We start from the raw sequence: 21,593 nt of genomic DNA, 5'->3' as shown, positions 1-21,593 counted from the left end.
GTTCGGCGGAACATAAGCATCTTGCGCCGCGGCGCAAATCCGGCGCGTCTCTATCCCTTCACCTGCCCTCGAAACGCCGGCGAAGCGAGGGCGGATTTTCTCAAACGCGCACCAAACGGGGAATATTCGCCGGGGTGTCGAAGACCCGGCGATAGCGCTCGATCTCGGCCGGATTGCCGGTCGCCTTCGCCGGATTGTCGGACAGCTTCACCGCCGGCCGACCATTGGCCGAGACCACCTTGCAGACCAGCGAGATCGCGTCGAGGCCCGCCCCGCCATGCGGCTCGGTGTCCCGGAAGTCGTTGGTGAGATTGGTGCCCCAGCCGAAGCTCATCCGGCTGCGGCCCTCGAAATGGCGATAGGTCGCCTCGATGCCCTCGACATCCATGCCGTCGGAAAAGACGAGGAGCTTGTCGGAGGGATCGATGCCATGCGCCTTCCACCAGGCGAGGATGCGCTCGCCGCCCTCGATCGGCGGGGCCGAATCCGGGCGGAAGCCGGTCCAGCCGGTCAGCCAGTCGGGCGCGTTGCGCAGGAAGGCCTCCGTGCCGAAGGCATCGGGCAGCACGACGAGGAGATTGCCGCCGTAATAGCTCTGCCAGTCCTTTAGGATCGCATAGGGCGCCTGGCGCAGGGCCGCGTCGTCGGGGGCGAGCGCCGCCATCACCATCGGCAGCTCGTGCGCATTGGTGCCGATCGCCTCGACATCGGTCTCCATGGCGAGAAGCACGTTGGAGGAGCCGATGAAGCTCTCGCCGAGCCCTTCCTTCAGCGCCTCGACGCACCAGCGCTGCCACAGGAAGGAATGGCGGCGGCGCGTGCCGAAGTCGGAGATGCGCAAGGCCGGCAGCCGGCGCAGCCGCTCCACCTTCTCCCACATCTTCGCCTTGGCGCGGGCATAGAGCACGTCGAGCTCGAAGCGGCCGTAGTCGCGCAGGGCGGCGCGCGAGCGCAATTCGTTGATCACGGCCAACGCGGGGATCTCCCACATGGTCGTGTGGGTCCAGGGCCCGTGGAAGAACAGCTCGAACTGGCCGTCGACGCGGCGCAGCTCGTATTCGGGCAGCGCGAAATTCTCCAGCCATTCGAGGAAGGCCGGCCGGAAGATCTGCGCCGAGCCGTAGAAGCTGTTGCCGGCGAGCCAGATCATCTCGCGCTTGGTCAGGCGGACGCTGCGCGCATGGTCGAGCTGGGCCCGCAACTCGCCCTCGTCGATCTCGTCGGCGATGCGCACGCTCTTCGTGCGGTTGATCAGCGAGAAGGTGACGTCCGTCTCGGCATGCAGGCCCCAGATCATCTGGAGCATCAAGAGCTTGTAGAAATCCGTGTCGAGCAGCGAGCGCACGATCGGGTCGAGCTTGAACGTATGGTTCCAGACCCGTGTGGCGATATCGGTCGCAACCATGCTCGAACTCGGCCTTCCGCTGCCGCCACCTCTGGAGACGTGGGGTTGCATACGCGAAGGATGGGGCTGCGCCAAGTCGTCGCGCAGCAAACTCGGCGCCGGCACTTCGGCAATTCTCCGAAACGCGCCGGTTTTGCTCGGCCATGGAACCAAAAAGCCGCGCGAGGTCTTCTTGGCATCAACCACGCGGAGGAGCGAAGACCCCGGCCGCGACAGGATTTCGAGGAGACAGGGAATGAACAGGAAGCTCTTGGCTGTTGGCGTTCTGGCTCTCGGACTGACGAGCGTCGCGGCCCCGTCCTTCGCGCAGGGCATCGAGATCGGTCCGAACGGCGTCCGCGTCATCGATCCGCGCGACCGCGACCGGGAAGAGGCCCGCGACGTCCGCCGCGATCGCGGCATCAGCGAGCGCGAGGCGGTGCGCATCGCCCGTGGCGAGGGCGTGCGCGACGTCGATCGCGTCACGCAGCGGCGCACGGTCTACCGCGTCGACGGCGCCGACCGGCGCGGCCAGGACATCACGGTCGATGTCGACCGCATGACGGGCGACGTCGTTTCGGTCCGCTGATCCGCCTTCATTTGGATTAAGCCGCGAAGGCCCCGCCGGAAAGCGGGGCCTTTTTCATGCCGGCCGATGCCTCGCGGCGACAAGGCGATCAGAACTCCTCCCAGTCGTCCGCTGCGGCGGCAGGCTTCGGCGCCGCGCCGCCGCGACCGGTGGAGCGCAGTTGCGGCACGACTCGCGGCCGCGACGGCGCGGCGCGCGCCGAAGGCGCCGAACTGCCCGCCGTGCGGAAGCGCGATGTCAGGGCGGCGAGTTCGGCGGTTTCCGTGCCGAGGCTCTGGGCCGCCGCCGTCGTCTCCTCGACCATCGCCGCGTTCTGCTGCGTGACCTTGTCCATCTGGTCGGCGGCGGTCGCCACCTCCTTGAGGCTCGTCGCCTGCTCGCGGGCGGAATGGGCGATGCCGGCGATGGTCTCCGCCACATGGCCCACCTGGCCGACGATCTCGTCGAGAGCCCGGCCGGTCGCCGAGACGAGCTCGACCCCCTCGCCCACCTGCGTCGCCGAGGCGCCGATCAGCGTCTTGATCTCCTTGGCGGCTTCCGCCGAGCGCTGGGCCAGCGCCCGCACTTCCTGCGCCACCACGGCGAAGCCCTTGCCGGATTCGCCGGCCCGCGCCGCCTCGACGCCGGCATTCAGGGCGAGAAGATTGGTCTGGAAGGCGATCTCGTCGATGACGCCGATGATCTTGCCGATCTCGATCGAGGAATTCTCGATCTTGCTCATGGCCTCGACGGCGCGGCCGACGATGGCGCCGCCCGCCTCGGCATTCTTCTTCGCCGTGGAAGCGCTGGCCTCCGCCCGGGCCGCCACATCCGCCGTGCCGTTGATGCCGCGCGTCACCTCGGACAGGGCGGCGACCGTCTCCTCCAGGCTTGCGGCCTGCTGCTCGGTGCGCTGCGACAGGTCGCCGGCCGCGACATTGATCTCGCCGAGCCCGGTGCGGATCGTGCCGACCGAGCCGACGACGGCGGTGATCGCCGCTTCCAGCGCCGCGACGGACTGGTTGAAGGTCTGGCGGATCGGCTCGAATTCGGGCGCGACGCCGCCGTCCATGCGCACCGTCAGATCGCCGGCCGACAGGCGCTCGAACCCTGCCTCGACGGCATGCACGAAATGGCGCAGATCCTCGGCCTTGGCATGGTCGATCGCCGACTGGCGGGAGCGCTGGTCCTCGCTCGCCGCGCGGCTCGCCGCCGTCTCCGCCTCCAGCCGGCGCTGTTCGATGGCCGTCTGCTTGAAGGTCTCGACCGCCTTCGCCATCGCGCCGATCTCGTCGCCGCGCTCGCGCGCCGGCACGTCGGTCGCGAGATCGCCGCGGACGAGCTTCAGCATCGCGTCGCGCAGCGTGACGACCGGCCGGGCGATGGCGCGGGACAGACCGAAGCCGAGCGCGCCGGAGGCGAGCACCAGCGAGCCGAAGCCGAGAAGGAGAGCCAGGCGGGAATGGGCGGCATCGGCGTCCATCGCCTCGGTCGACGCGTCGAACTCGGCCTTCTCGCCGTCGCGCAGCCCGTTGACGCTTTCCTCGGCCGGGTCGAGATAGCTCGCCGCCTCGTCCGAGGTGATGAGCTTGGCGGCCTCCGCCGTCTTCGCCGGGTCGGCGGCCAGCACCAAGGCCGGCTTGGCGATCTTCTCCAGCCAGCCGGCCTGCCTCTCGTCCAGGCGATCGAGCTTGGCGAGAATGTCCTTCTGCCCGCCGGCGGCGGCGCGCGCCTCGGCGAGATAGCCGCGGAACGTGTCGTTGTGCTTGAGGACGCGGCCGGAATAATAGGGATCGCGCGTCAGCATGAAGCCGCGCAGCGAGTTCTCCTGGCGCGTCATGGCGAAGCGCATGTCGCCGGCCAGCAGCTGCAGCTTGGCATGCAGCACCTGGCGCTCCATCGTCGCCTCGGTCGAGGTGAGATTGCGATAGACGAAGCCGCCGACCCCAAGCGCGATGCAAAGGAGCACGGCGAAACAACCGGCGATCTTTCGCGATATCGCGATATGCTTCAGCATGCTTTCCTCCCGCGACGCGCCGCGTTGCGCTTTTCGCGAAAGGTTTTCATCAAGCACTTAAAAGAGATTTAGCGATCTCTTCCCGCTTGGCCGAGAAATGCTTAGGCGCCTTTTCAGTGAACTCCGCCCCGGACCGCGCGGCCCGGGGCGGAGGCCGAGCGGTCAGGCCGCCTGCTTGGCGTCCTGGAGCGAGGCCATGTCGATGACGAAGCGATATTTCACGTCGCTCTTCAGCATGCGGGCATAGGCCGCCTCGATGTCCTGGATGCGGATCATCTCGATATCGGAGGTGATGCCGTGCTCGGCGCAGAAATCCAGCATTTCCTGCGTCTCGGCGATGCCGCCGATCAGCGAGCCGGCGAAGTTGCGGCGCTTGAAGATCACCGCGAAGGCCGCGACCGAAAGCGGGCGCTCCGGGGCGCCGACCTGGCACATGGTGCCGTCGCGCTTCAGGAGGCCGAGATAGGCGTTGACGTCGTGATCGGCGGCGACGCAATCGAGGATGAAGTCGAAGCTCAAGGCATGGGCCTCCATCTGCTTCGGATCGGTCGAGACGATCACCTCGTCGGCGCCGAGACGGCGGGCATCCTCCGCCTTGTTCGGCGAGGTGGTGAAGAGCACGACATGCGCGCCCATCGCATGGGCGAGCTTCACGCCCATATGGCCGAGGCCGCCGAGACCGACGATGCCGACCTTCTGGCCGGGACCGACCTTCCAGTGGCGGAGCGGCGAATAGGTGGTGATGCCGGCGCAGAGCAGCGGCGCGACGGCGGCGAGCTCCAGGTTCTCCGGGATGCGCAGCGTGAAGCCCTCGTCGACGACGACCGCTTCCGAATAGCCGCCGAAGGTGACCTTGCCGGTCTCCTTCTCGATGCCGTTATAGGTGCCGACGAAGCCGTTCTCGCAATATTGCTCGAGGCCCTCGGCGCAGTTGCCGCAATGCTGGCAGGAGCCGACGAGGCAGCCGACGCCGGCGAGGTCGCCGACCTTGAACTTCGTCACGCCCGAGCCGACGGCCGAGACGCGGCCGACGATCTCGTGGCCCGGCAGGCAGGGATAGATCGTGTTGGCCCATTCGTTGCGGGCCTGATGCAGATCGGAATGGCAGACGCCGCAATAGAGGATGTCGATCTTGACGTCCTTCTCGCCGACGTCGCGGCGCTCGAAGGAATAGAGCGACAGGGGCTTTTCGGGCGCCGTGGTGGCGAAGCCGTGACAGGCGAACATGGCGAACCTCGTCTCGAAACGGGAAAGCGGTAAGGCGCGGGGCAGTTAGGGCCCGGACGCGCCTCGAAAACCGCCTATGCCCCGCCGGGAGGCCCCGCAAGGCGGCGGGGGCCGAATGTCCCGAAGCTGGCTAGCGAAGCCGGGCGGGCTGCGGCGCGGTGCCGTTCCAGGTCATCGGCGCCACGACCGACAGCGAGGTCTGCGGCGAGCCGTCGATCAGCCGCGTCGTGCGCGCCACATAGACGAGGCTGCCATTCGCCTTGTCGAAGATCCGGTCGATCTGCAGCGATTTGAAGATCAGCGAGCGGCGCTCGTCGAACACCCCCTCGCCGCTCTCGCCGGGCGCGATCGCGTCGGAAAAGACGATCGGCCCGGTCTGGACGCAGGAGACGCTGGCGATCGCCGGATCTTCCGCGATGCCGACGGCGCCGCGCAGGCCGCCGGTGCGCGGCCGCGCCACATAGCAGCTGATGCCGGCGATCTTCGGATCCTCGAAGGCGGTGATGACGATCTTGTGGTTCGGGCCGATGAGCTTGAAGGCGGTGGAGACCTCGCCGACATCGCGGGCGAGCGCCGCGCCGGGCAGCGACAGGAGCAGCGCCGAGAGGGCGAGTCGCGCCATGCGCCCTCCCCTCGTCCTCACGGCTCCGCCGAGGCGGCGGTGCCGGCCGCAATCGAGCGATCCTTCAGTCATGGGCGATCGCGACGATCTCGGCCTCGCCAGGACCGGCCCGCGCCACGTCGCCGACGGCCTTGCCGACGAGACCGCGAGCGAGCGGCGAGAGATAGGAGACGAGCCCCTTGGCGGGATCGGCCTCGTCGATGCCGACGATGCGGAAGCGCTGGCGACGCCCGTCGTCGCGCTCGATCGTGACGGCACTGCCGAACTGGACCACATCGCTGCCGGCCTGCGGCTCGACCAGCTGCGCCGTCGCCCGCCGGGCGCGCCAATAGCGCAGATCCCGGTTCAGCGTCGCCATCGCGATCTTGTCGCCCGCCTCCCGGGCGGCGGCGAGCCCCGCCTCGCCCTCGGCGAGCGCGGCGTCGATGAGTTCGAGGCCGCGCGCCGTGACGAGATTGGGCTCGGTGCCGAGATCGCGATCGGGCAGGACCTCGACCTGATCCTCATTGGGTTCCTTGACGAAAGCGACGCTCATCGCTGCGATGGTCCTTGCTGCATCGGATTCATATGGGAATGCGTCGCCCCGCCGACGAGGGCGCCCGGCGATCGGCGGATCGAAATCGCGGGCGCGCATGGCCGCTCGCGAAGATCATCGACCGGGACGTCGCGCCGATGGCGCCCGATCGGACGTGGGTCGGAATATCCCGACCGAAAGGCTTGTGGATGCGCCGACCCGCCACCGCCGTCACACAACCATCACGACGACGTGCCATGAGCGCCCGTTGGTCCTCCCGACATCGCAACCTCCCCTCCCCGCCAACGAATTCGTATCGGCCCCGCAATCATTCCCATGTCCCTGTCTTCCCATCTCTCGCCGACCGCCTCTCCTCGTTTGCAGGCCCTTGCCGCCGCCGCGCTGAAAGGCGGCGCCATCGCCCGTGCCGGCCTGACGCGCCGCCGGCATGGCGATCTCCTGGCCAAGGCGCCGCGCGACTATCAGACGGAGATGGACGTCGCGGTCGAGCGCGCGATCGTCGCCGATCTCGTCGCGGCCTTTCCGGACCATGCGATCGACGGCGAGGAGGAGGTCGGCAACCGCAAGGCGCCCGCCGGCGCGCCCGTCATCTTCATCGATCCGATCGACGGCACGACCAATTATGCCTGGGGCATCCCGCATTTTGGCCTGACGATCGCGATCGTCGAAGGTGGCGACGTGGTCGCCGGCGTCGTCTACGACGCCATGCTGGGCGAATTGTTCAGCGCCGAAGCCGGCAAGGGCGCCTTTCTGAACGGCGCGCCGATCGCGGCCATCGACAATGCGACGGTCGAGGATTCCCTGATCGGCGCCGGCCTGCCGGTGCCGAGCCAGGTCAGGTCCGTGCCGGAAGACGTCTATTTCGGCGCGCTGCGGCGGCTGATGGCCGAGACGGCCGGCGTGCGGCGCCTCGGCTCCGCCGCCCTCTCCATCGCCTATGTCGCCTGCGGGCGGCTGGACGGGTTCTTCGAGGACGGCCTGTCGCTGCACGATTACGGGGCCGCGATGCTGCTCCTGCGCGAGGCGGGCGGCATCGTCACCTCCTTCGCGGGCGGCGCGGTGCGGGAGAGCGGCGATATCCTGGCCGCCAACCGCGCCATTCATCCCTGGCTGCTCGCCGGCTTCGCGCCCGCCGGCTGACAGCCGGCGCCGGATCGGCCGGAAGCCCGCCGGAAAGGGCCGGCGGGCGCCGCGCAGGGCCGGGCTTCAGCGGCGGCCCCGCACCAACGCTTCCAGGCCTTCCGGGTCGTCCGTCGTGATCTGGTCGACCTTGAGCGCCAGCAGGCGCTCGACCGTCCGGAGGTTCTCCGGCGCCGCCGAGGCGATCGTATAGGCGTCGACCGTCCGGCCCTCGCCATGGAAGGCGCCGACGAGATCGAAGCCCCGCTCCTCCGCCAGGAGGACCAGCTCGTGATCCAGATAGATCATGCCCGCCTCCGGCGCGGCCGCGACGGCCTGCGCCACGAAGCCGGAAAAATCGCCGCTCGCCCGCAATTCGGCCGCGCTGTCGTCATGGCAGGGATCGTAGCCGAGGCGAAGCTCGGGGCAGGCCCGCGACAGGAGCGCCGCGCTGGCCGCGTCGCCCGAGGACAGGATCATCCAGCGGGCGACCGGCCCCACCGTCTCGGCGAAGGCGGCGGCGTCCGCCGGGCCGATGGCGGCGGCGGGCGTCTTCATGTCGAGTTGCAGCAGCGCCTCCGGATGGCCGCCCGCCCGTGCCATGATCCGCGCCAGATCCTCCAGCAGCAGCACGGGATGGTCGGTCGGCGCGCCGTCCGGCGCCGCGAGCCGCAGGCCCCGCAGCGTCTCGCGGCCGGCAGCGGCGACCGGTCCCCGCCCGGTCGTCGCCGGATGGAGATCCTCGTCGTGCAGAACCGCGAAGCCCCCGCCGCCATGGCGCCGGAGGTCGATCTCCATGCTGGCGCCGAGCGCCATGCCCTCGGCGATGCGGGCGGCGGTGAAGGCGAGATCGCCGGCGCGCCGGCGCCCGCGATGCCATTTCAGCAGGCACCGATGGCCGTCCCGGTCCAGCGCCACGCCGGCGGCGCCGCGCACTGCCCCAGCGGACTCCCCGTTCGTCTCACGCATGGGCGAGGTCGCGTCCGTCCGGCGCCGCGATGGCCGGCGACGGGCCGCCGGCCGTGGCGGATTCGTGGATCAGCCGGTTGTCGCGAAAGGCGAAGCAGGCGCCGATCGTCAGCGCCACGCGCTGGTCCTTCTGCCAGTCCTCGGCGGGCGGCACCATCGCCTTGACGCGGCTGCCGTCGGACAGATCGATATCGATCATGCGATGCGTCCCGAAATCGATGCCGCGATGCACGCTCGCCCCGCCGGCTAGCGGCGCGCCGCCGAGCGATACGGCTTCCGGGCGAAACGCGAGCACCACCTCGCCATCCGGCACCGGCAGGGCGAGCGTCAGGTCGGGATGCTGCACGCGGCCGCCGCGCACCTCGTGGCGCACGAAGTTCATCGAGCCGATGAAGCCGGCGACGAACTCGGTCTTCGGATGGCGATAGATCTCGGACGGCCCGGCGATCTGCTCGGTCCGCCCGTCGCGCATCACCACGATGCGGTCGGCCAGCGCCAGGGCCTCGTCCTGGCCGTGGGTGACGAAGAGCGTGGTGATGCCGAGGCGGGTCTGGATGTCCTTCACCTCCTCGCGCAGCCGCTCGCGCAGGTGCTGGTCGAGGCTGGCGAAGGGCTCGTCGAGGAGCAGGATCTTCGGCTCCAGCACCAGCGAGCGGGCCAGAGCCACGCGCTGCTGCTGCCCGCCGGACAGCTGGGCCGTCATGCGCCCGCCATAGCCGGCGAGGCCGACCAGGGCGAGAGCCCCCTCCACCTTCTCGGCGATCGCGGCGCGCGGCAGGCCGCGCAGCTTCAGGCCGAAGGCGATGTTCTGGAAGACGTTCATGTGGGTCCAGAGCGCGTGGCTCTGGAACACCATGCCGGTGGGGCGCTTTTCCGGCGGCAGCCGGGTCACGTCCCGCCCGTCGATGGAGATCGTGCCGGCGGTCGGCGTCTCGAAGCCGCCGATCATTCGCAGCAGCGTCGACTTGCCCGACCCGGACGGGCCGAGCAGGCAGACGAGCTCGCCGTCCTCCACGTCGAGCGACACGGAATCGACCGCGAAGCCGGTCCCGAAGCTTTTCGAAATATCCTTGATCGTCAAACGAGCCATGCTGGGTCTTTCGTCTCTTGGGCCGTCAGGCGCCGAAGCCCTGGGCGAAGGCGCCGGTGCCGACGACACGGCGCGCGAACATCATTGCGATGAAGGAGGGAACCCAGAGCATGACCGACAGCACGGCGCCGTATTGCACGACCATCTGGTTGTTGATGAAGGAGATCATCAGGACGGGCATGGTGGTCAGCTTCGGCGCGCCGATGAGCCAGGCCCCTTCCGTCTCGTAGAAGGTGGCGACGAAGGTGAGGAGCACCGCCGCCGCGATGGTCGGCGCCGCCTGCGGCAGCGTGATCGACCAGAACACCCGGAACGGCCCGGCCCCGGCGTCGCGCGCCGCCTCCTCCATGCGCCGGTCGACATTCTGGAACGCGGCGACCGGAATCCAGATCATCAGCATCAGCGTCGCGACGAGCTGGATGACGACGACGCCCCAGAACGTGCCGACGAGGCCGAGCTGCAGGAAGATGCCGGCGATCGTCACCAGAAGGCCGAATTTGGGAAAGGCATGCGACGCGAGGAAGGACAGGAAGAGGAGATCCCGCCCGACGAAGCGCATGCGGGCGAAGGCATAGGCGGCCGGCAGGCAGATCACGGCGGAGAGGACCGTGACGGTGACGGTGAGCCGGAGGCTCATCGACAGCGCGTCCCAGACATCCTGACGCGCCAGGGTTTCCTGCCAGAAGCGCAGGCCGAAGCGCTGCGGCACGAGGGCCGGATAGCGCCAGACCTCGCTGAAGGCCCAGACCGCGACGACGATCAGCGGCAGGGCGATGACGAGCGTCAGAAGGACGGACAGGCCGAGGCCGAGCCAGTCGGCGCGGCGGGCGGAACGGGGCGCGGGCGTCATCCTTTCGCCTTCCGGTTTCTGGCGATGGAGCGCACGTAGAACACACCGAAGACGAGACAGATGGCGAAGGTGACGACCGCCTGCGTCATCGCGTTCTGCGGGTCGTTGTTGTCGCCGAACGTCCGCTGCATGAAGGGCCCCATCATTTCCGGCGAGGCGCGGCCGAGCATGTAGGGCAGCGTGAAGGCCGAGAAGATGCCGAGCACCGCGAAGGCCGCCGTGACGAGAAGGGCGTTGGTCATGCGCGGCAGGATGATCGACAGGAAGATGCGGAAAGGTCCGGCGCCGACGTCGCGCGCCGCCTCGACCGAGCTGTCGGAAATGGCGCCGAGACCCGCCGTCAGCATCAGGACGGTGAGCGGCAGGTTGTCCCAGACGAGGCCGATCACCGGGCCCCAGGGCGTCAGATAGGGCGAGGGCAGCTTGGGCAGGCCGACGGCGTTGAGCAGGAGGTCGACGGCGCCGTTCGGCCCGATCGTGCGGATCAGCGCATAGGCGAGGATGATCGAGGGCACGAACATCGGAAAGATCGCAAGGGCCTGCACATAGGCGGCAAACCGGCCGGACGAGAAGCGCAGGTAGAGCGCGATCGGCAGTCCGACGGCGACGAGCAGCGCGGCGCAGATGAGCGTCGTCCACAGCGTCAGCCCGAGATTGGCGAGGCTGTAGGCGTCGCTGAAGAAGAAGGCATAGGAGGCGAAGGAGACGGCCAGCCCGCCCTCCGGCTGACGGACGACCAGGGTCGTCACGATCGCGGACAGGATCGGATAGACGATCAGGGCGAAGACGAGGAGAACCGGCAGGGCGACCAGGAGCAGCCCGGCGAGGTTGCCCCGATCCGCCGGCGCGCGACTGCGCGCCGGCTCGATATGGGAAACCGCCTCTGTCATCAGGTGCGGCTGATCTGCGGCGCGACGTTGCGGAACCAGCCGTCGTTCACGGCCTTCTCCCAGTCGCCGTCCGGGAAGACCGGGATCGTCGCCGGGATGACGGCGGCATATTTCTGGCGCAGATCGCTCGAAAGGTGATCCCAGGTGACCGCCGGCAGACCGCCGATCTTGGTGATGACCGCTTCCTGCATCTCAGGCGTCACCATGAAGGCGGCGAGCTTCATCGCCGCGTCCTTGTGCGCGCCGTTGGAGAATACGGTCATGCGGGAGAAACCGCCGCAGAGCGCCAGATCGGTGAGCTGGACGAGGCCGGTCGTTTCCGGCAGGACGCCCTGGTCGATCGCCTGCAGCACCTGATCGGACCAGACCGGAACCATGGTCACGACGCCCTGCGACAGGAGCTGGATCGACTGGGTGTTGCCGGCGGTGTAGCCGCCCTTGTCGTAGAGATCGGGTCCGAGCTCGGCGAGGAGCTTCCAGGCGGGCGTCAGGGCCTTCTCGGCGAAGTCGGCGCTGAAATTGTCGACCGTGAAGCGCGCGGGATCGCGGCCGTTCACCTCGTGGATGGCGCGGCGCACGAAATTGCCGCCCGAGCCGCCCTTGTCCGGCCGGTTGTAGACGAACTGGCCGGGATTGGCCTTGATCCAGGCGACGAGCTGTTCCCAGGTCTTCGGCGCCTTGGCCGGGTCGAGCTTGGTCGTGTCATAGGCGAGAAGCACCTGCGAGCCGCGATAGGGCAGCGCGTGGCTGCCGGCGAAGGCGAGCGGGTTGATCCGGTCGAAGCCCGGCAGGGTCGCGGCCGAGAATTCCATCCAGAGGCCGGCCTCGATGCCGCCCGCCGGCAGATTCGAGTCGAACTGCTCGAACATGTCGACCTGCGGATCGGACTTCGCCTTGAGCGCGGCGAGCGCCCGGTCGGCGATGGCGCGCATGCCGCTGGCCGAGGTGCCTGTGGCATCGGTCAGCTTGAGAGACAGGCCGGGATGGGCCTTCTCGAAGGCCGGACGCACCACATTGGCCCAGAAGTCGCCGATATTCTTGTCCGAGCCACAGAACACGTCGATCTGCGTGGCGGCCGAGGCGATGCGCGGCATCGCGATCATGCCCGCGCCGATCGCGGACGCAGCGAGAAAGTCACGCCGATTCATAGGGTCTCCATCCAATGGGGCCGCGCCCGCCGTGCCTTGGACGGATCGCTCCACCCGGCCCGCCGATCGCAGCCGAAGCAACCACGCGTTCCGAACGGAAGGCGCGGCCCATCTCAAACAAGCATCGAAGACGTGCCGTCGCGCATTCGAACCGATCGAATGCCTCCCGGACGGAGGAGATCGGCGACCACGCCGTTCCACTCCTGCCGCCGGACAGATCCGGCCATCTCCGTAGCTGGCTTAGGATCCCTGCGTTACAGGCATATGACAAGAGGACGACAAAGATACCTGCCGCCGTGGTTGTGCTTCGATGTCGGGCCAGCCGTCCCGTTTCCGGCCATCGCGGCATCGCGGGCGAAGATCGCCATCATGCCGCCGCGTCCCGGGCCTTCTCGATCTGGTGAGCGCTTGGCGGCCGGCCCCTTCAGTGTGGTCCGATCCAGGGATTGCCGCCGAGCGCGCTCGAAGCCATCCTGCCATGCGAGTTGGTCGCCCGTAGGAATGGCGTGAACTGCCGTCCTCATCAAGCTGGCTCTTATGCTGACGGCACGGACCCCGCCTTTTAGCCTGCCGCAAGCGCCTCCAGCACCCGTTGCGCGGTCAGCGCCGAGGATGCGGGGTTCTGGCCGGTGACGAGCCGGCCGTCGACCACGGCGAAGGGCTGGAAGTCGGCGCCGCTCTCGTAGCGCCCGCCAAGCTCGCGCAGCCGGGACTCCAAGAGGAAGGGCACCGCCTCGTCCAGGCCGACGGCGCGCTCCTCGCTGTCGGAGAAGCCGGTGACGCGGCGGCCCCGCACCAGCGGCGCGCCGGATTCGTCTCTCGCCTGCACCAGACCGGCCGGGCCGTGGCAGACGGCGGCGATCACCTTGCCCGCCGCCCAGGCCGTGCCGACCAGCGCGGCAAGTTCCGCGCTCTCCGGCAGGTCGAACATCGTGCCATGGCCGCCCGGCAGGACCACCGCATCATAGGCCGTACCCTCGAGGGCGGCGACGGCGGGCGTTTCGGCCAGGGCCTTCGATGCCGCGGCATCGCCGAGAAAGCGGTCGACGCTCGCCTCGTTCTCACCCTTCGGCTTCACCGAGCGCGGATCGATCGGCACCGGCCCGCCGGCGATCGAGGCAAGCGTCACTTCGGCACCCGCATCCACGAAGGCATAGTAGGGCACCGCCAGTTCCTCGAACCAGAGGCCGGTCGGCTTGCCCGTGCCGCCCATCGTCGCGGCCGAGGTCGTGATGATCAGAATGTTGGATCGTGCCATCGCCTTGCTCCTTGCTCGCGGCTGAGAGCCTGGCAAATTGGCGACGGCGGAAGAAATCATCTCTTGTGCTATGAGCCATCGGATTTTCGATGACTCGACCTTGGTGATGAACCCTCTCGTTCCCTTGCGCACCTTCCTCGAAGCCTATCGCGCCGGATCGCTGACGCGCGCCGCCGAGCGGCTCGGCATCACCCAGCCCGCCGCCTCCGCCCATCTGGCGGCGCTGGAGGCGATGCTGGGCAAGCCGCTGTTCAAGCGGGAGGCGCGCGGCGTCGCGCCGACACCGGCCGCCGACGATCTCGCGCGCCAGATCGCCGGTGCTTTCGACAGCATCGAGACGGTGATGGCCTCGGCCCGCGCCCGATCGAGCCAGCTCGCCGGCACGGTGTATCTCGTCGGACCGGCGGAATATCTCTCCGCCCGCGTCGGCCCCGCTCTCGCGCCGCTGCTCGCGGACGGCCTCAGCCTGCGTATCCGGACCGGCAATCGCGAACGCATCTATGCCGCGCTCGCCGAGGGCCGAGCCGATCTCGCCGTCACCGCCTCAAAGCCGGAGGGCCAGGGCCTCGGCTTTTCCGAACTCGGCCGGGAGCGGCTCCTCATGGTCGCCGCGCCTGCTCTCGCCAAGCGGGCAAAGGCCCGGACGGTCTCGGCGGCGCTTCTCAACGATCTGCCCTGCCTCGCCTATGACGAGGATCTGGCGCTGATCGGCGCCTTCTTCGCTCATGTCTTCGGCGAGGCGGCCGAGACGGCGGCCGTCGCCACGGCCCCGGACCTCAGGATTCTCCTCGGCATGGCGGAGGCGGGCGCCGGCTGGACGGTGCTGCCGGACTATCTTTGCGCCGAGGCGCTGGCGGCGGGGCGGCTCGTAACGCTGCCGACCGCCAAGCCCGGCCCCGACAACACGCTGTTCCTCGCCTGGAACAAGACGGCGCTGCGCCATCCGCGCGTCGTGCATGTGCGCGACGTCCTGCTGCGGGGTTATCTGCCGGGACAGTGAAGGAAGGCGGGGAGCGATTCGGCAGGCAGCGAATCGTCCCCGCCCGTTCATCGAATCAAGTTTTCACGCCGAACGCCGCCGCAGCGATTCCGAAACGCGAATTTGCCGGCTTACACTTCGCCGACAAGAAGCGACTGCCTTCGCGCGCCAGCAAAGCAGCTGCCTACCGCGCTCTCTTACATACCGATTTAAGAGGGAAAATTTGGAGCGGGCGAAGGGATTCGAACCCTCGACCCCAACCTTGGCAAGGTTGTGCTCTACCCCTGAGCTACACCCGCCCGCTCCGGCAGCGGCGTTGTCGTTCGCTGCGGTGAGGGCTATATGGCCGAAAGCTTTTTCGAATGCAAGCGCCTTTTGCGATGCTTCGATGAAATCTCCGTCCCGCCCTTCCCGCTTGCCCGGCGCCGCGCTTTTGCATAGCACAGCGCAGGCGGCCGAACCCGCGCCGGGCGGGCCCTCGCCCCCGTCGCGGGCCGCCGAAGGAGTGGATCGTGGCTGCCCGAACCCGTGACGAGCTTTTTCAGTTTCTCGCCGGTCTCGGCATCGAGACGGTGACCACGGACCATCTGCCGCTCTTCACCGTCGAGGAAAGCCGCGCCCTCCGGGGAACGATCGCGGGCGGCCACACCAAGAATCTGTTTCTGAAGGACAAGAAGGGCCGGCTGTTCCTCGTCGTCGCCGAGGAGGACAGCATGGTGGACCTCAAGTCCCTACACCAGCGCATCGGCGCGAGCGGGCGTCTGTCCTTCGTCGATGCCGGGCGCATGCGCGAGGCGCTCGGCGTCGAGCCGGGCTCGGTGACCGCCTTCGCGCTTCTCAACGACGAGGCGCGGCAGGTCTCGCTCGTGCTTGATGCGGCCCTTGCCGCGCACGATATGGTGAACTGCCATCCGCTCACCAACACGGCGACGACGACCATCCGGCGCGACGATCTCCTGCGGTTCTTCGCGGCGACGGGGCACGAGCCCCGGGTCGCGGACCTTGGCGGACCGGCGGGAATCGAGGCGTCGCCCGAGACGGCGGGCGAGACCCAAGGAGGCTTGAAGTGAGCAACGGATCTTTCGGTTCGCGATTCGGCCTGCCGGGCGCGCGGCCGCGCCCCGCACCGCAGCCCGCGCCCGGAGCGGCGGCAGGCGCGGGCGCAGGCGCGGCGCCGGCGGGCGGCGATCTCGTGAAGGACGTCACCACCGCCTCCTTCTCGCAGGACGTCATCGTCGCCTCGCGCAGCCAGCCGGTGATCGTCGATTTTTGGGCGCCCTGGTGCGGCCCCTGCAAGCAGCTGACGCCGATCCTCGAACGCGCGGTGGTGGCGGCCGGCGGCCGGGTGCGCCTCGCCAAGATGAACATCGACGACCATCCCTCCATCGCCGGCCAGCTCGGCGTGCGCTCGATTCCCGCCGTCTTCGCCTTCGTCAACGGCCAGCCCGTCGACGGCTTCATGGGCGCCCTGCCGGAAAGCGAGGTGAAGGCCTTCATCGACCGTCTCACCGGCGGCGCGGCCGGCGGCGGCGATCCCCTGGAGATGGCCCTGGAGGAGGCGCAGGCGCGCCTCGCCGAGAAGGACGTCGCCGGCGCCGCCCAGCTCTTCGCCGCCGTGCTGCAGGAGGAGCCGGAGCATGTCGGCGCCATCGCGGGCCTCGCCGAATGCTATCTCGTCTCCGGCGACGCGACCCGCGCCGAGGCGCTGCTGGAGCGCGTCCCCGCCGAGAAGCGGAACGATCCGCTGCTCTCCGGCCTCAGGACGCGGCTGAAGCTTGCCGCCGAGATCGCCGGTCTCGGCGATCCGGTGGCGCTGCAACGGCGCGTCGAGGCCGATCCGAACGACCATCAGGCGCGCTTCGATCTCGCGCTCATCGCCCAGGCGAAGGGTCATCGCGGCGAGGCGGCGGATCTTCTCCTCGAGATCACCCGGCGCGACCGGACCTGGAACGAGGACGGGGCGCGGCGCAAGCTCCTCGAATTCTTCGACGTCTGGGGCGCCGCCGACCCCGCCACCCGGGACGCGCGCCGCAAGCTCTCGACCCTGCTCTTTTCCTGAGCGTCGCGGAACCGGGAGCGATAAGGCCAGAAGGCTTGAGTTTCCCGGTTCCGGCGCCAGATCACAGGGGCTTGGAAGGAGGTCGTGTCCGTGGTCGTTGCCGGCAATGTGAACTATCGCAGCGAAAGCGATCTTCCGCGCGAGGTGGCGCTCTTTCCGCTGGAAGGCGCCCTGCTCCTGCCGGGCGGCCAGATGCCGCTCAACATCTTCGAGCCGCGCTATCTCGCGATGATCGACGAGGCGATGGCCGGCACGCGGGTGATCGGCATGATCCAGCCGAGCTTCGACGGCGCGGTCGGCAAGGACGGCGAGCCGGCGCTCTGCGAGGTCGGCTGCCTGGGGCGCATCACCTCTCTCGCCGAAACCGGCGACGGCCGCTACATCATCAATCTCCACGGCATCGCCCGCTTTCGGCTGGAAGGCGAGATCGGGACGGGGCAGCCCTACCGGCAGGCCCGCGTCACGCCCTTCCTCTGCGATCTCGACCAGGATGCCGAAGCCGAGCTCGTCGACCGGGACACGCTCCTGCGCACCTTCCGCAGCTATCTCGAGGCCAACCAGCTGGAGGCCGACTGGGACAGCGTCGCCAAGGCCTCGAACGAGATGCTGGTGAACGCCATGTGCATGATGGCGCCCTATGGCGCGGCCGAGAAGCAGGCGCTGCTCGAGGCGAACGACCTGAAGACGCGGGCCGAGACGCTGATCGCCATCACCGAGATCCAGCTTGCCCGCCAGGGCAGCGACGACGGCGTCATCCTGCAATAGGCGATCCGCGCGCCGGCCCGGCCTCGCGATTTCAAGTCGCGGGGGCCGGATCGTCTTCCCTGTCGCGTCCTCCGGCGGCAAGACTGCCGCCGCATGCGCCCCGGGAGAGGGCGATTCGACGGACAGACGGGAGCCATCCATGGGCCAGAGCTCGCCCCTTTACCGCACCGCCATCGAGGAGCTCGGCAGCGTCTTCGACCGCATCGACGATGCCGAGGTCGAACGGGCGGTCGCCGCGATCGCCGAGGCGAAGAGCACGGTCGTCTTCGGCGGCGGGCGCGAGCGCCTGCAGATCATGGGCTTCGCCATGCGGCTCTATCACATGGGCGTGCCGGTGGCGGTCGAAGGCGATATGACCACGCCGCCGGTCGGCCCCGGCGATCTCTTTCTCGTGACGGTCGGCCCCGGCGAGATCTCGACGGCTTTGGCGCTGATCGGCGTCGCCCGCGAGGCCGGCGCGAAGGTGCTGGTGATCACGGCCCAGCCCGAAGGACGCGCGCCGAAGCTCGCCGATCAGGTTCTTCACCTGCCGGCCCAGACCATGGCGGACGACCACGGGCCGGCGCGCAGTTCCGTCCTGCCGATGGGCTCGCTCTACGAGGGCGCGCTCTTCGTCCTGTTCGAGGTGATGATCCTGAAGCTGCGCGATCGCCTCGGCGCGACGCCGGACGCGATGCGCGCCCGGCACACCAATCTCGAATAGGCCTTCGCCGAGCGGCTCAGGCCGCGCGGGGGAGCGCCGGCCGCTGAGTCCCGTGCCGCGCCGCCTCCGCCCGGCCCGCCGCGCTGCGGGCGAGATCCATGAGGTGCTCCCCGGCCTCAAGGCCCGCCGCTTCGAGCGCGGCCGGCGCGCAATGGGCGGCGACGGCGAAGCCGAGCCGGCGCAGGTGATAGCGCTCGAAGCAGTAGAAGGCGAGCGCGGCGCGGCGCGTGTCCGGCAGCTGGCCGAGGATGGCGCCGAGCCGGACCTCGCCGCAGCGCAGAAGCAGCGCCAGCAGTTCGAGCGGAACCGGGCAGGATGTCTGGGTCGCCGGATGCGAGGTCATGCCGTTCTCCTCCCGGAGAGTGCTGGGGGCTGAATGCTCTGCGATGGCTGAGTGGGTCAGGCGGCCTTGGCCGCCTTCCGCGACGCGCCTGCGGTCTCGCCACGATGGTCGCGCAGATGCGGCGCCAGTTCAAGGATCGCCATGCGATAGAGTGCGACCATCGTTGTCGCACCGGTCCGCCGCAGGGCTTCGGCCTCGGTGATGGCGCAGGTCTCGACGGCCCGGATGGCTTCGGTCGCGGTCATGATCGGTCTCGCTTCTTGTCGTCGGGCCCAACCAACCGGCCAATTGCGGTGGAGTTCCGGCACGGCGACGCGAAGAATTTGAACGACCTCAGATATAGTTCGATAAGGATAACAGTCGGTTAACGCCGCAGCGATTCCGGCGGTCGAAGCGGGCGCGCGCCGCGATCCCACCGCTCGTGCCCCTTCGAATCGGTCAGGGACAGGTCGCCGGATCGGTGACCACGCCGTTGATGGTGAAGACGGCGCCGCCCGTCTGCGTCAGGCTGGCCGTGCCGTCGGACGAACAGGCGCGCGCCGAATTGCGCACGGTGAGATCGCCGTCGAAGTCGCGGCTGGCGCCGCTCGCCCGGAACCCGGCCTGGCCGGCGCCGTCGACGGTGAAATCCGCCAAGGACAGGCCGGCGACATTCGTCACGCCGAGACCGTTGCCGCCGACATTGCCGATCGCGACCCCATCGAAGGCGATCATGGCGCCCTGGTTGAGGGTGACGCCGTTGCCGCCGACATCGGAGACGAGGAGCGACACGAAGGAGGCCTGTCCGGCTCGGTTGATCTGGACGCCGTCGCCGCCGGTTCGCGCCACGCCGAGATCGACGGCCGTAAGGCTGCCGGCATCGTTGACGACAAGCCCCTCGGTGCCCGTCGCGGCGATCCGGACGGCGTTCAAGGCGACGCGGTCGACGGCGTTCAGGGTCATGCCCGTCGCGCCGACCGAGGCGATGGCGAGGTCGGAAGCGCTGAAGCTCGCCCCGCCATTCGCGACGATGCCGCTGCCGCCGGTCCGCTCCAGCCGGCCGGCCGACAGCGTGGCGCTGTCGACGCCGTTGAGCGTCACGGCATCCGAGGCCGTATTGGCGATCTCCAAGCCGCCGATGGAGAAGCTCCGGCCGCCATTGACCGTGACGCCGGCAGCGCCCGACCGGGCGATCCGAAGATCCCTGCCCGCGAAACCGTCGACGCCGTTGAGAACGACGCCGCCCGCCGCCGTATCGGCGACGAGGGCTCCGGCGATGGCGACATTCGAGCCGCCATTCAGCGTCAGGCCGGTGCCGCTGGTCCGCGCGATCCGGATCGCCTCGGCGGAGAGCCGGTTCACGCCGTCGAGCCGGATGCCGTCGTCTCCCGTGTCGCTGACCGAAACATCGGCGAGTTCGAGGTCGCTGCCGCCATTGACGGCGATGCCCCGCCCCTGCGCATGGGAGACGGAAAGGGCCGTCAGCCGGCTCCGGTCGATCCCGTCGAGCACCAGGGCATCCGCGCCGGAATTCGCCACGGTCAGGGATTCGGCCTGGAAACTCGCCCCGCCCTGCACGGCGACGCCGATGCCGCCGGTGTTGCGAACCGTCACGGTCTCCAATGTGGTCGTGCCGACGCCGTCGAGCCGGATGCCGCTCGATCCCGTGTCGGCGAGGACGAGATTGGCGGCGACGAGGCTCGTTCCGCCGCTCATCGCGAGCCCGTTCGCGCCGGCCCCGACCACCGTGACGTTCCGCAGCACGGCCCGATCGACGCCGCTGAGGGCGATGCCGTTCGCCGCCGCGCCCGAAACGGTGACATCCGACAGGAGCACCCCGCCGAGGCTGTTGGCGGCGATGCCGTTGCGCCCGCCGACGACGCCGATCTGCGCCACCGTCGCGCCGTCGCCGAGCACGAGGACATCCGCCGCCGCATTGGTGCCGCGCAGCACGGCATTCGGGCCCGCCGTTCCGAACGAGGTGACGATGCCGCTGCGCGCGCTACGCACGGCGAGCCGCTGATTGGCGCCGAGAAGCCGCTGCTCCGTGCCGAGAACGAGAGGCGCGTCGAGATCGATCGTGCCGGAGGCGAGCAGCAGGCCGTTGCGCCCTTGGGCGGCGGCGAGGGCATTGAGAGCGGCCGCATCGCCGGATGCCGCCGAAAGCTCGGCCACGCCGCCGATCATCTCGCCGCTATCGGCGAAGACCGTCGCCTCCCGGGCGCCCGTCGTGCCGACATGCGTCCGGATGGTGGGCGCGCGCTCCACCCGCCGCAGCATCGGGTCCGTCTCGGTGTTGCGCCCGCCCTGGCCGCCGAGCGGCACGCGCAGGCGCAGGCTCGCGAAGAGATCGCCCTTGTCGCGCTCGCTATAGGTCGCGCCGAGGCCGACCGTGAGCGCCGAGCCGGCGGCAAGGCCCGGCAGCGCCGCGAAGGATAGTTCGGCCCGGGTCGAGACGCCGGGATCGGTGTCGATCCCCTCCCCGTCATGGACGAAACCGCCGACGAAGGCCTTCAGCGTGACGGGCGAATCCGCGGCGAAGACGGGCAGCCGCCCGCCGATTTCGGCATCGGCGCCGCGCAGCGCCTGTTCCTGACCCTGCCGGAAGAACAGCTGGCCGCTGTCGAGGAAGAGGCGGTCGAACTCATGGTCGGCGCGCGTCCGGTCCCCGAGCGGCAGATAGGCATTGGCCCGGACCTCCAGGTCGCCGTGAAAGGCTTCGAGACCGAAGCCCGCCTGCGTGAAGCCGTTGTCCCGCGCCGTATCGAGATAGTCGAGATAGACATTGGCGCCGAGCGTCCAGTCCGGCGTGACCGCCGCCCGGGCGCCGAGGCCAAGGCTGGCGCCATAGGCGCCGCCATCGACCAGATGGGCGCGGGCATCGGTGAAGACGACCTGGTTCCCCGGCTGGAGCCACGGCACCATCAGGCTGATGGTGCCCGTGCCGCCCCCGGCGATCAGGGAGCCCGAAGCCTCGGCGACCGGCGCCGGATCCTGAGCGGCCGCCGTCGTCGGCGACAGGGCGGTCCCGGCCAGAAGAGCGAACAGTATCGCCGTGATTCGCATGCGCCGGACTCCCTCGACCGAT

The 21,593-nt window shown here is 69.2% G+C and carries 21 protein-coding genes and 1 tRNA gene; 7 read left to right on the top strand and 15 right to left on the bottom strand.

Annotation, left to right across the window (positions count from 1 at the left end; all coding sequences use genetic code 11):
• Window positions 1-100: 100 nt before the first annotated feature.
• The gene (gene pncB / locus IEY14_RS22280; protein WP_188912479.1) at window positions 101-1,405 is read right to left on the bottom strand and encodes a nicotinate phosphoribosyltransferase; all 1,305 of its coding nucleotides are present in this window, start codon (window positions 1,403-1,405) and stop codon (window positions 101-103) included.
• 235 nt (window positions 1,406-1,640) lie between these two features.
• On the opposite strand from pncB, the gene IEY14_RS22275 reads away from it, so the two are divergent.
• Window positions 1,641-1,973, top strand: a complete 333-nt coding sequence (locus tag IEY14_RS22275) for a PepSY domain-containing protein (RefSeq protein ID WP_188912478.1) — start codon at window positions 1,641-1,643, stop codon at window positions 1,971-1,973.
• Between the two features lie 88 nt (window positions 1,974-2,061).
• On the opposite strand, the gene IEY14_RS22270 is transcribed toward IEY14_RS22275, so the two are convergent.
• The 4 genes from IEY14_RS22270 to greA all read right to left on the bottom strand — a co-directional run bounded on the left by IEY14_RS22270 (window position 2,062) and on the right by greA (window position 6,353).
• The gene (locus tag IEY14_RS22270; protein WP_188912477.1) at window positions 2,062-3,969 is read right to left on the bottom strand and encodes a methyl-accepting chemotaxis protein; all 1,908 of its coding nucleotides are present in this window, start codon (window positions 3,967-3,969) and stop codon (window positions 2,062-2,064) included.
• A 162-nt stretch (window positions 3,970-4,131) separates the two neighbouring features.
• Window positions 4,132-5,196 (bottom strand): NAD(P)-dependent alcohol dehydrogenase, encoded by a 1,065-nt coding sequence (locus IEY14_RS22265; RefSeq protein WP_188912476.1) that lies wholly within the window; start codon window positions 5,194-5,196, stop codon window positions 4,132-4,134.
• Between the two features lie 130 nt (window positions 5,197-5,326).
• Window positions 5,327-5,818, bottom strand: a complete 492-nt coding sequence (locus IEY14_RS22260; RefSeq protein WP_188912475.1) for a CreA family protein — start codon at window positions 5,816-5,818, stop codon at window positions 5,327-5,329.
• Window positions 5,819-5,882: 64 nt separating this feature from the next.
• The gene (gene greA / locus IEY14_RS22255) at window positions 5,883-6,353 is read right to left on the bottom strand and encodes a transcription elongation factor GreA (RefSeq protein ID WP_188912474.1); all 471 of its coding nucleotides are present in this window, start codon (window positions 6,351-6,353) and stop codon (window positions 5,883-5,885) included.
• Between the two features lie 315 nt (window positions 6,354-6,668).
• On the opposite strand from greA, the gene IEY14_RS22250 reads away from it, so the two are divergent.
• On the top strand, window positions 6,669-7,493 hold the full coding sequence (locus tag IEY14_RS22250; RefSeq protein ID WP_188912473.1) for an inositol monophosphatase family protein: 825 nt from the start codon (window positions 6,669-6,671) through the stop codon (window positions 7,491-7,493).
• A gap of 66 nt (window positions 7,494-7,559) precedes the next feature.
• Here IEY14_RS22250 and IEY14_RS22245 read toward each other — a convergent pair whose 3' ends face one another.
• From IEY14_RS22245 to IEY14_RS22220, 6 genes are all read right to left on the bottom strand, one after another.
• Window positions 7,560-8,441: a glycerophosphodiester phosphodiesterase gene (locus IEY14_RS22245; RefSeq protein ID WP_188912472.1), complete on the bottom strand. Its 882-nt coding sequence runs from the start codon at window positions 8,439-8,441 to the stop codon at window positions 7,560-7,562.
• The gene (locus IEY14_RS22240) at window positions 8,434-9,531 is read right to left on the bottom strand and encodes an ABC transporter ATP-binding protein (RefSeq protein WP_188912471.1); all 1,098 of its coding nucleotides are present in this window, start codon (window positions 9,529-9,531) and stop codon (window positions 8,434-8,436) included. The genes IEY14_RS22245 and IEY14_RS22240 overlap by 8 nt, the downstream gene beginning before the upstream one ends.
• A gap of 25 nt (window positions 9,532-9,556) precedes the next feature.
• Entirely contained in the window at window positions 9,557-10,381 is an 825-nt protein-coding gene (locus IEY14_RS22235) for an ABC transporter permease (protein WP_188912470.1), read from the bottom strand.
• A complete protein-coding gene (locus IEY14_RS22230; protein ID WP_188912468.1) occupies window positions 10,378-11,271 on the bottom strand; it encodes an ABC transporter permease in 894 nt (297 codons plus the stop codon). The genes IEY14_RS22235 and IEY14_RS22230 overlap by 4 nt, the downstream gene beginning before the upstream one ends.
• Window positions 11,271-12,419 carry an extracellular solute-binding protein gene (locus tag IEY14_RS22225; protein WP_188912466.1) on the bottom strand — a complete coding sequence of 383 codons (1,149 nt, stop codon included), beginning with the start codon at window positions 12,417-12,419 and terminating at the stop codon, window positions 11,271-11,273. Before IEY14_RS22225 ends, IEY14_RS22230 begins: the two co-directional genes overlap by 1 nt.
• 562 nt (window positions 12,420-12,981) lie before the next feature.
• Window positions 12,982-13,677: a type 1 glutamine amidotransferase domain-containing protein gene (locus IEY14_RS22220; protein WP_188912465.1), complete on the bottom strand. Its 696-nt coding sequence runs from the start codon at window positions 13,675-13,677 to the stop codon at window positions 12,982-12,984.
• A 106-nt stretch (window positions 13,678-13,783) separates the two neighbouring features.
• Here IEY14_RS22220 and IEY14_RS22215 point away from each other — a divergent pair, with 106 nt between their 5' ends.
• The gene (locus tag IEY14_RS22215; RefSeq protein WP_188912463.1) at window positions 13,784-14,677 is read left to right on the top strand and encodes a LysR family transcriptional regulator; all 894 of its coding nucleotides are present in this window, start codon (window positions 13,784-13,786) and stop codon (window positions 14,675-14,677) included.
• Between the two features lie 203 nt (window positions 14,678-14,880).
• On the opposite strand, the gene IEY14_RS22210 is transcribed toward IEY14_RS22215, so the two are convergent.
• Window positions 14,881-14,955, bottom strand: a tRNA-Gly gene (locus IEY14_RS22210).
• A 213-nt stretch (window positions 14,956-15,168) separates the two neighbouring features.
• Between IEY14_RS22210 and IEY14_RS22205 the strand changes: the two genes are divergently transcribed.
• The 4 genes from IEY14_RS22205 (at window position 15,169) to IEY14_RS22190 (ending at window position 18,183) form a co-directional block, all read left to right on the top strand.
• On the top strand, window positions 15,169-15,726 hold the full coding sequence (locus IEY14_RS22205) for a prolyl-tRNA synthetase associated domain-containing protein (RefSeq protein ID WP_244639633.1): 558 nt from the start codon (window positions 15,169-15,171) through the stop codon (window positions 15,724-15,726).
• A complete protein-coding gene (locus IEY14_RS22200) occupies window positions 15,723-16,715 on the top strand; it encodes a thioredoxin family protein (protein WP_244639632.1) in 993 nt (330 codons plus the stop codon). The genes IEY14_RS22205 and IEY14_RS22200 overlap by 4 nt, the downstream gene beginning before the upstream one ends.
• Window positions 16,716-16,805: 90 nt before the next feature.
• Complete coding sequence (locus IEY14_RS22195) at window positions 16,806-17,480, top strand: LON peptidase substrate-binding domain-containing protein (protein WP_188912700.1); 675 nt, start codon at window positions 16,806-16,808, stop codon at window positions 17,478-17,480.
• 139 nt (window positions 17,481-17,619) lie between these two features.
• Window positions 17,620-18,183 (top strand): SIS domain-containing protein, encoded by a 564-nt coding sequence (locus tag IEY14_RS22190; RefSeq protein WP_188912461.1) that lies wholly within the window; start codon window positions 17,620-17,622, stop codon window positions 18,181-18,183.
• Between the two features lie 16 nt (window positions 18,184-18,199).
• Here IEY14_RS22190 and IEY14_RS22185 read toward each other — a convergent pair whose 3' ends face one another.
• From IEY14_RS22185 to IEY14_RS22175, 3 genes are all read right to left on the bottom strand, one after another.
• Window positions 18,200-18,526 (bottom strand): hypothetical protein, encoded by a 327-nt coding sequence (locus tag IEY14_RS22185; RefSeq protein WP_188912458.1) that lies wholly within the window; start codon window positions 18,524-18,526, stop codon window positions 18,200-18,202.
• A gap of 56 nt (window positions 18,527-18,582) precedes the next feature.
• The gene (locus IEY14_RS22180) at window positions 18,583-18,771 is read right to left on the bottom strand and encodes a hypothetical protein (protein ID WP_188912456.1); all 189 of its coding nucleotides are present in this window, start codon (window positions 18,769-18,771) and stop codon (window positions 18,583-18,585) included.
• A 193-nt stretch (window positions 18,772-18,964) separates the two neighbouring features.
• Window positions 18,965-21,571, bottom strand: coding sequence for a right-handed parallel beta-helix repeat-containing protein (locus tag IEY14_RS22175; RefSeq protein WP_188912454.1), 2,607 nt, complete (start codon window positions 21,569-21,571; stop codon window positions 18,965-18,967).
• Window positions 21,572-21,593: the final 22 nt, after the last annotated feature.

Source organism: Aureimonas endophytica, from assembly GCF_014642635.1.
GTDB lineage: Bacteria > Pseudomonadota > Alphaproteobacteria > Rhizobiales > Rhizobiaceae > Plantimonas > Plantimonas endophytica.
Note: the sequence above shows the minus strand (reverse complement) of the source record. Positions and strands in the feature narration are given on the sequence as shown.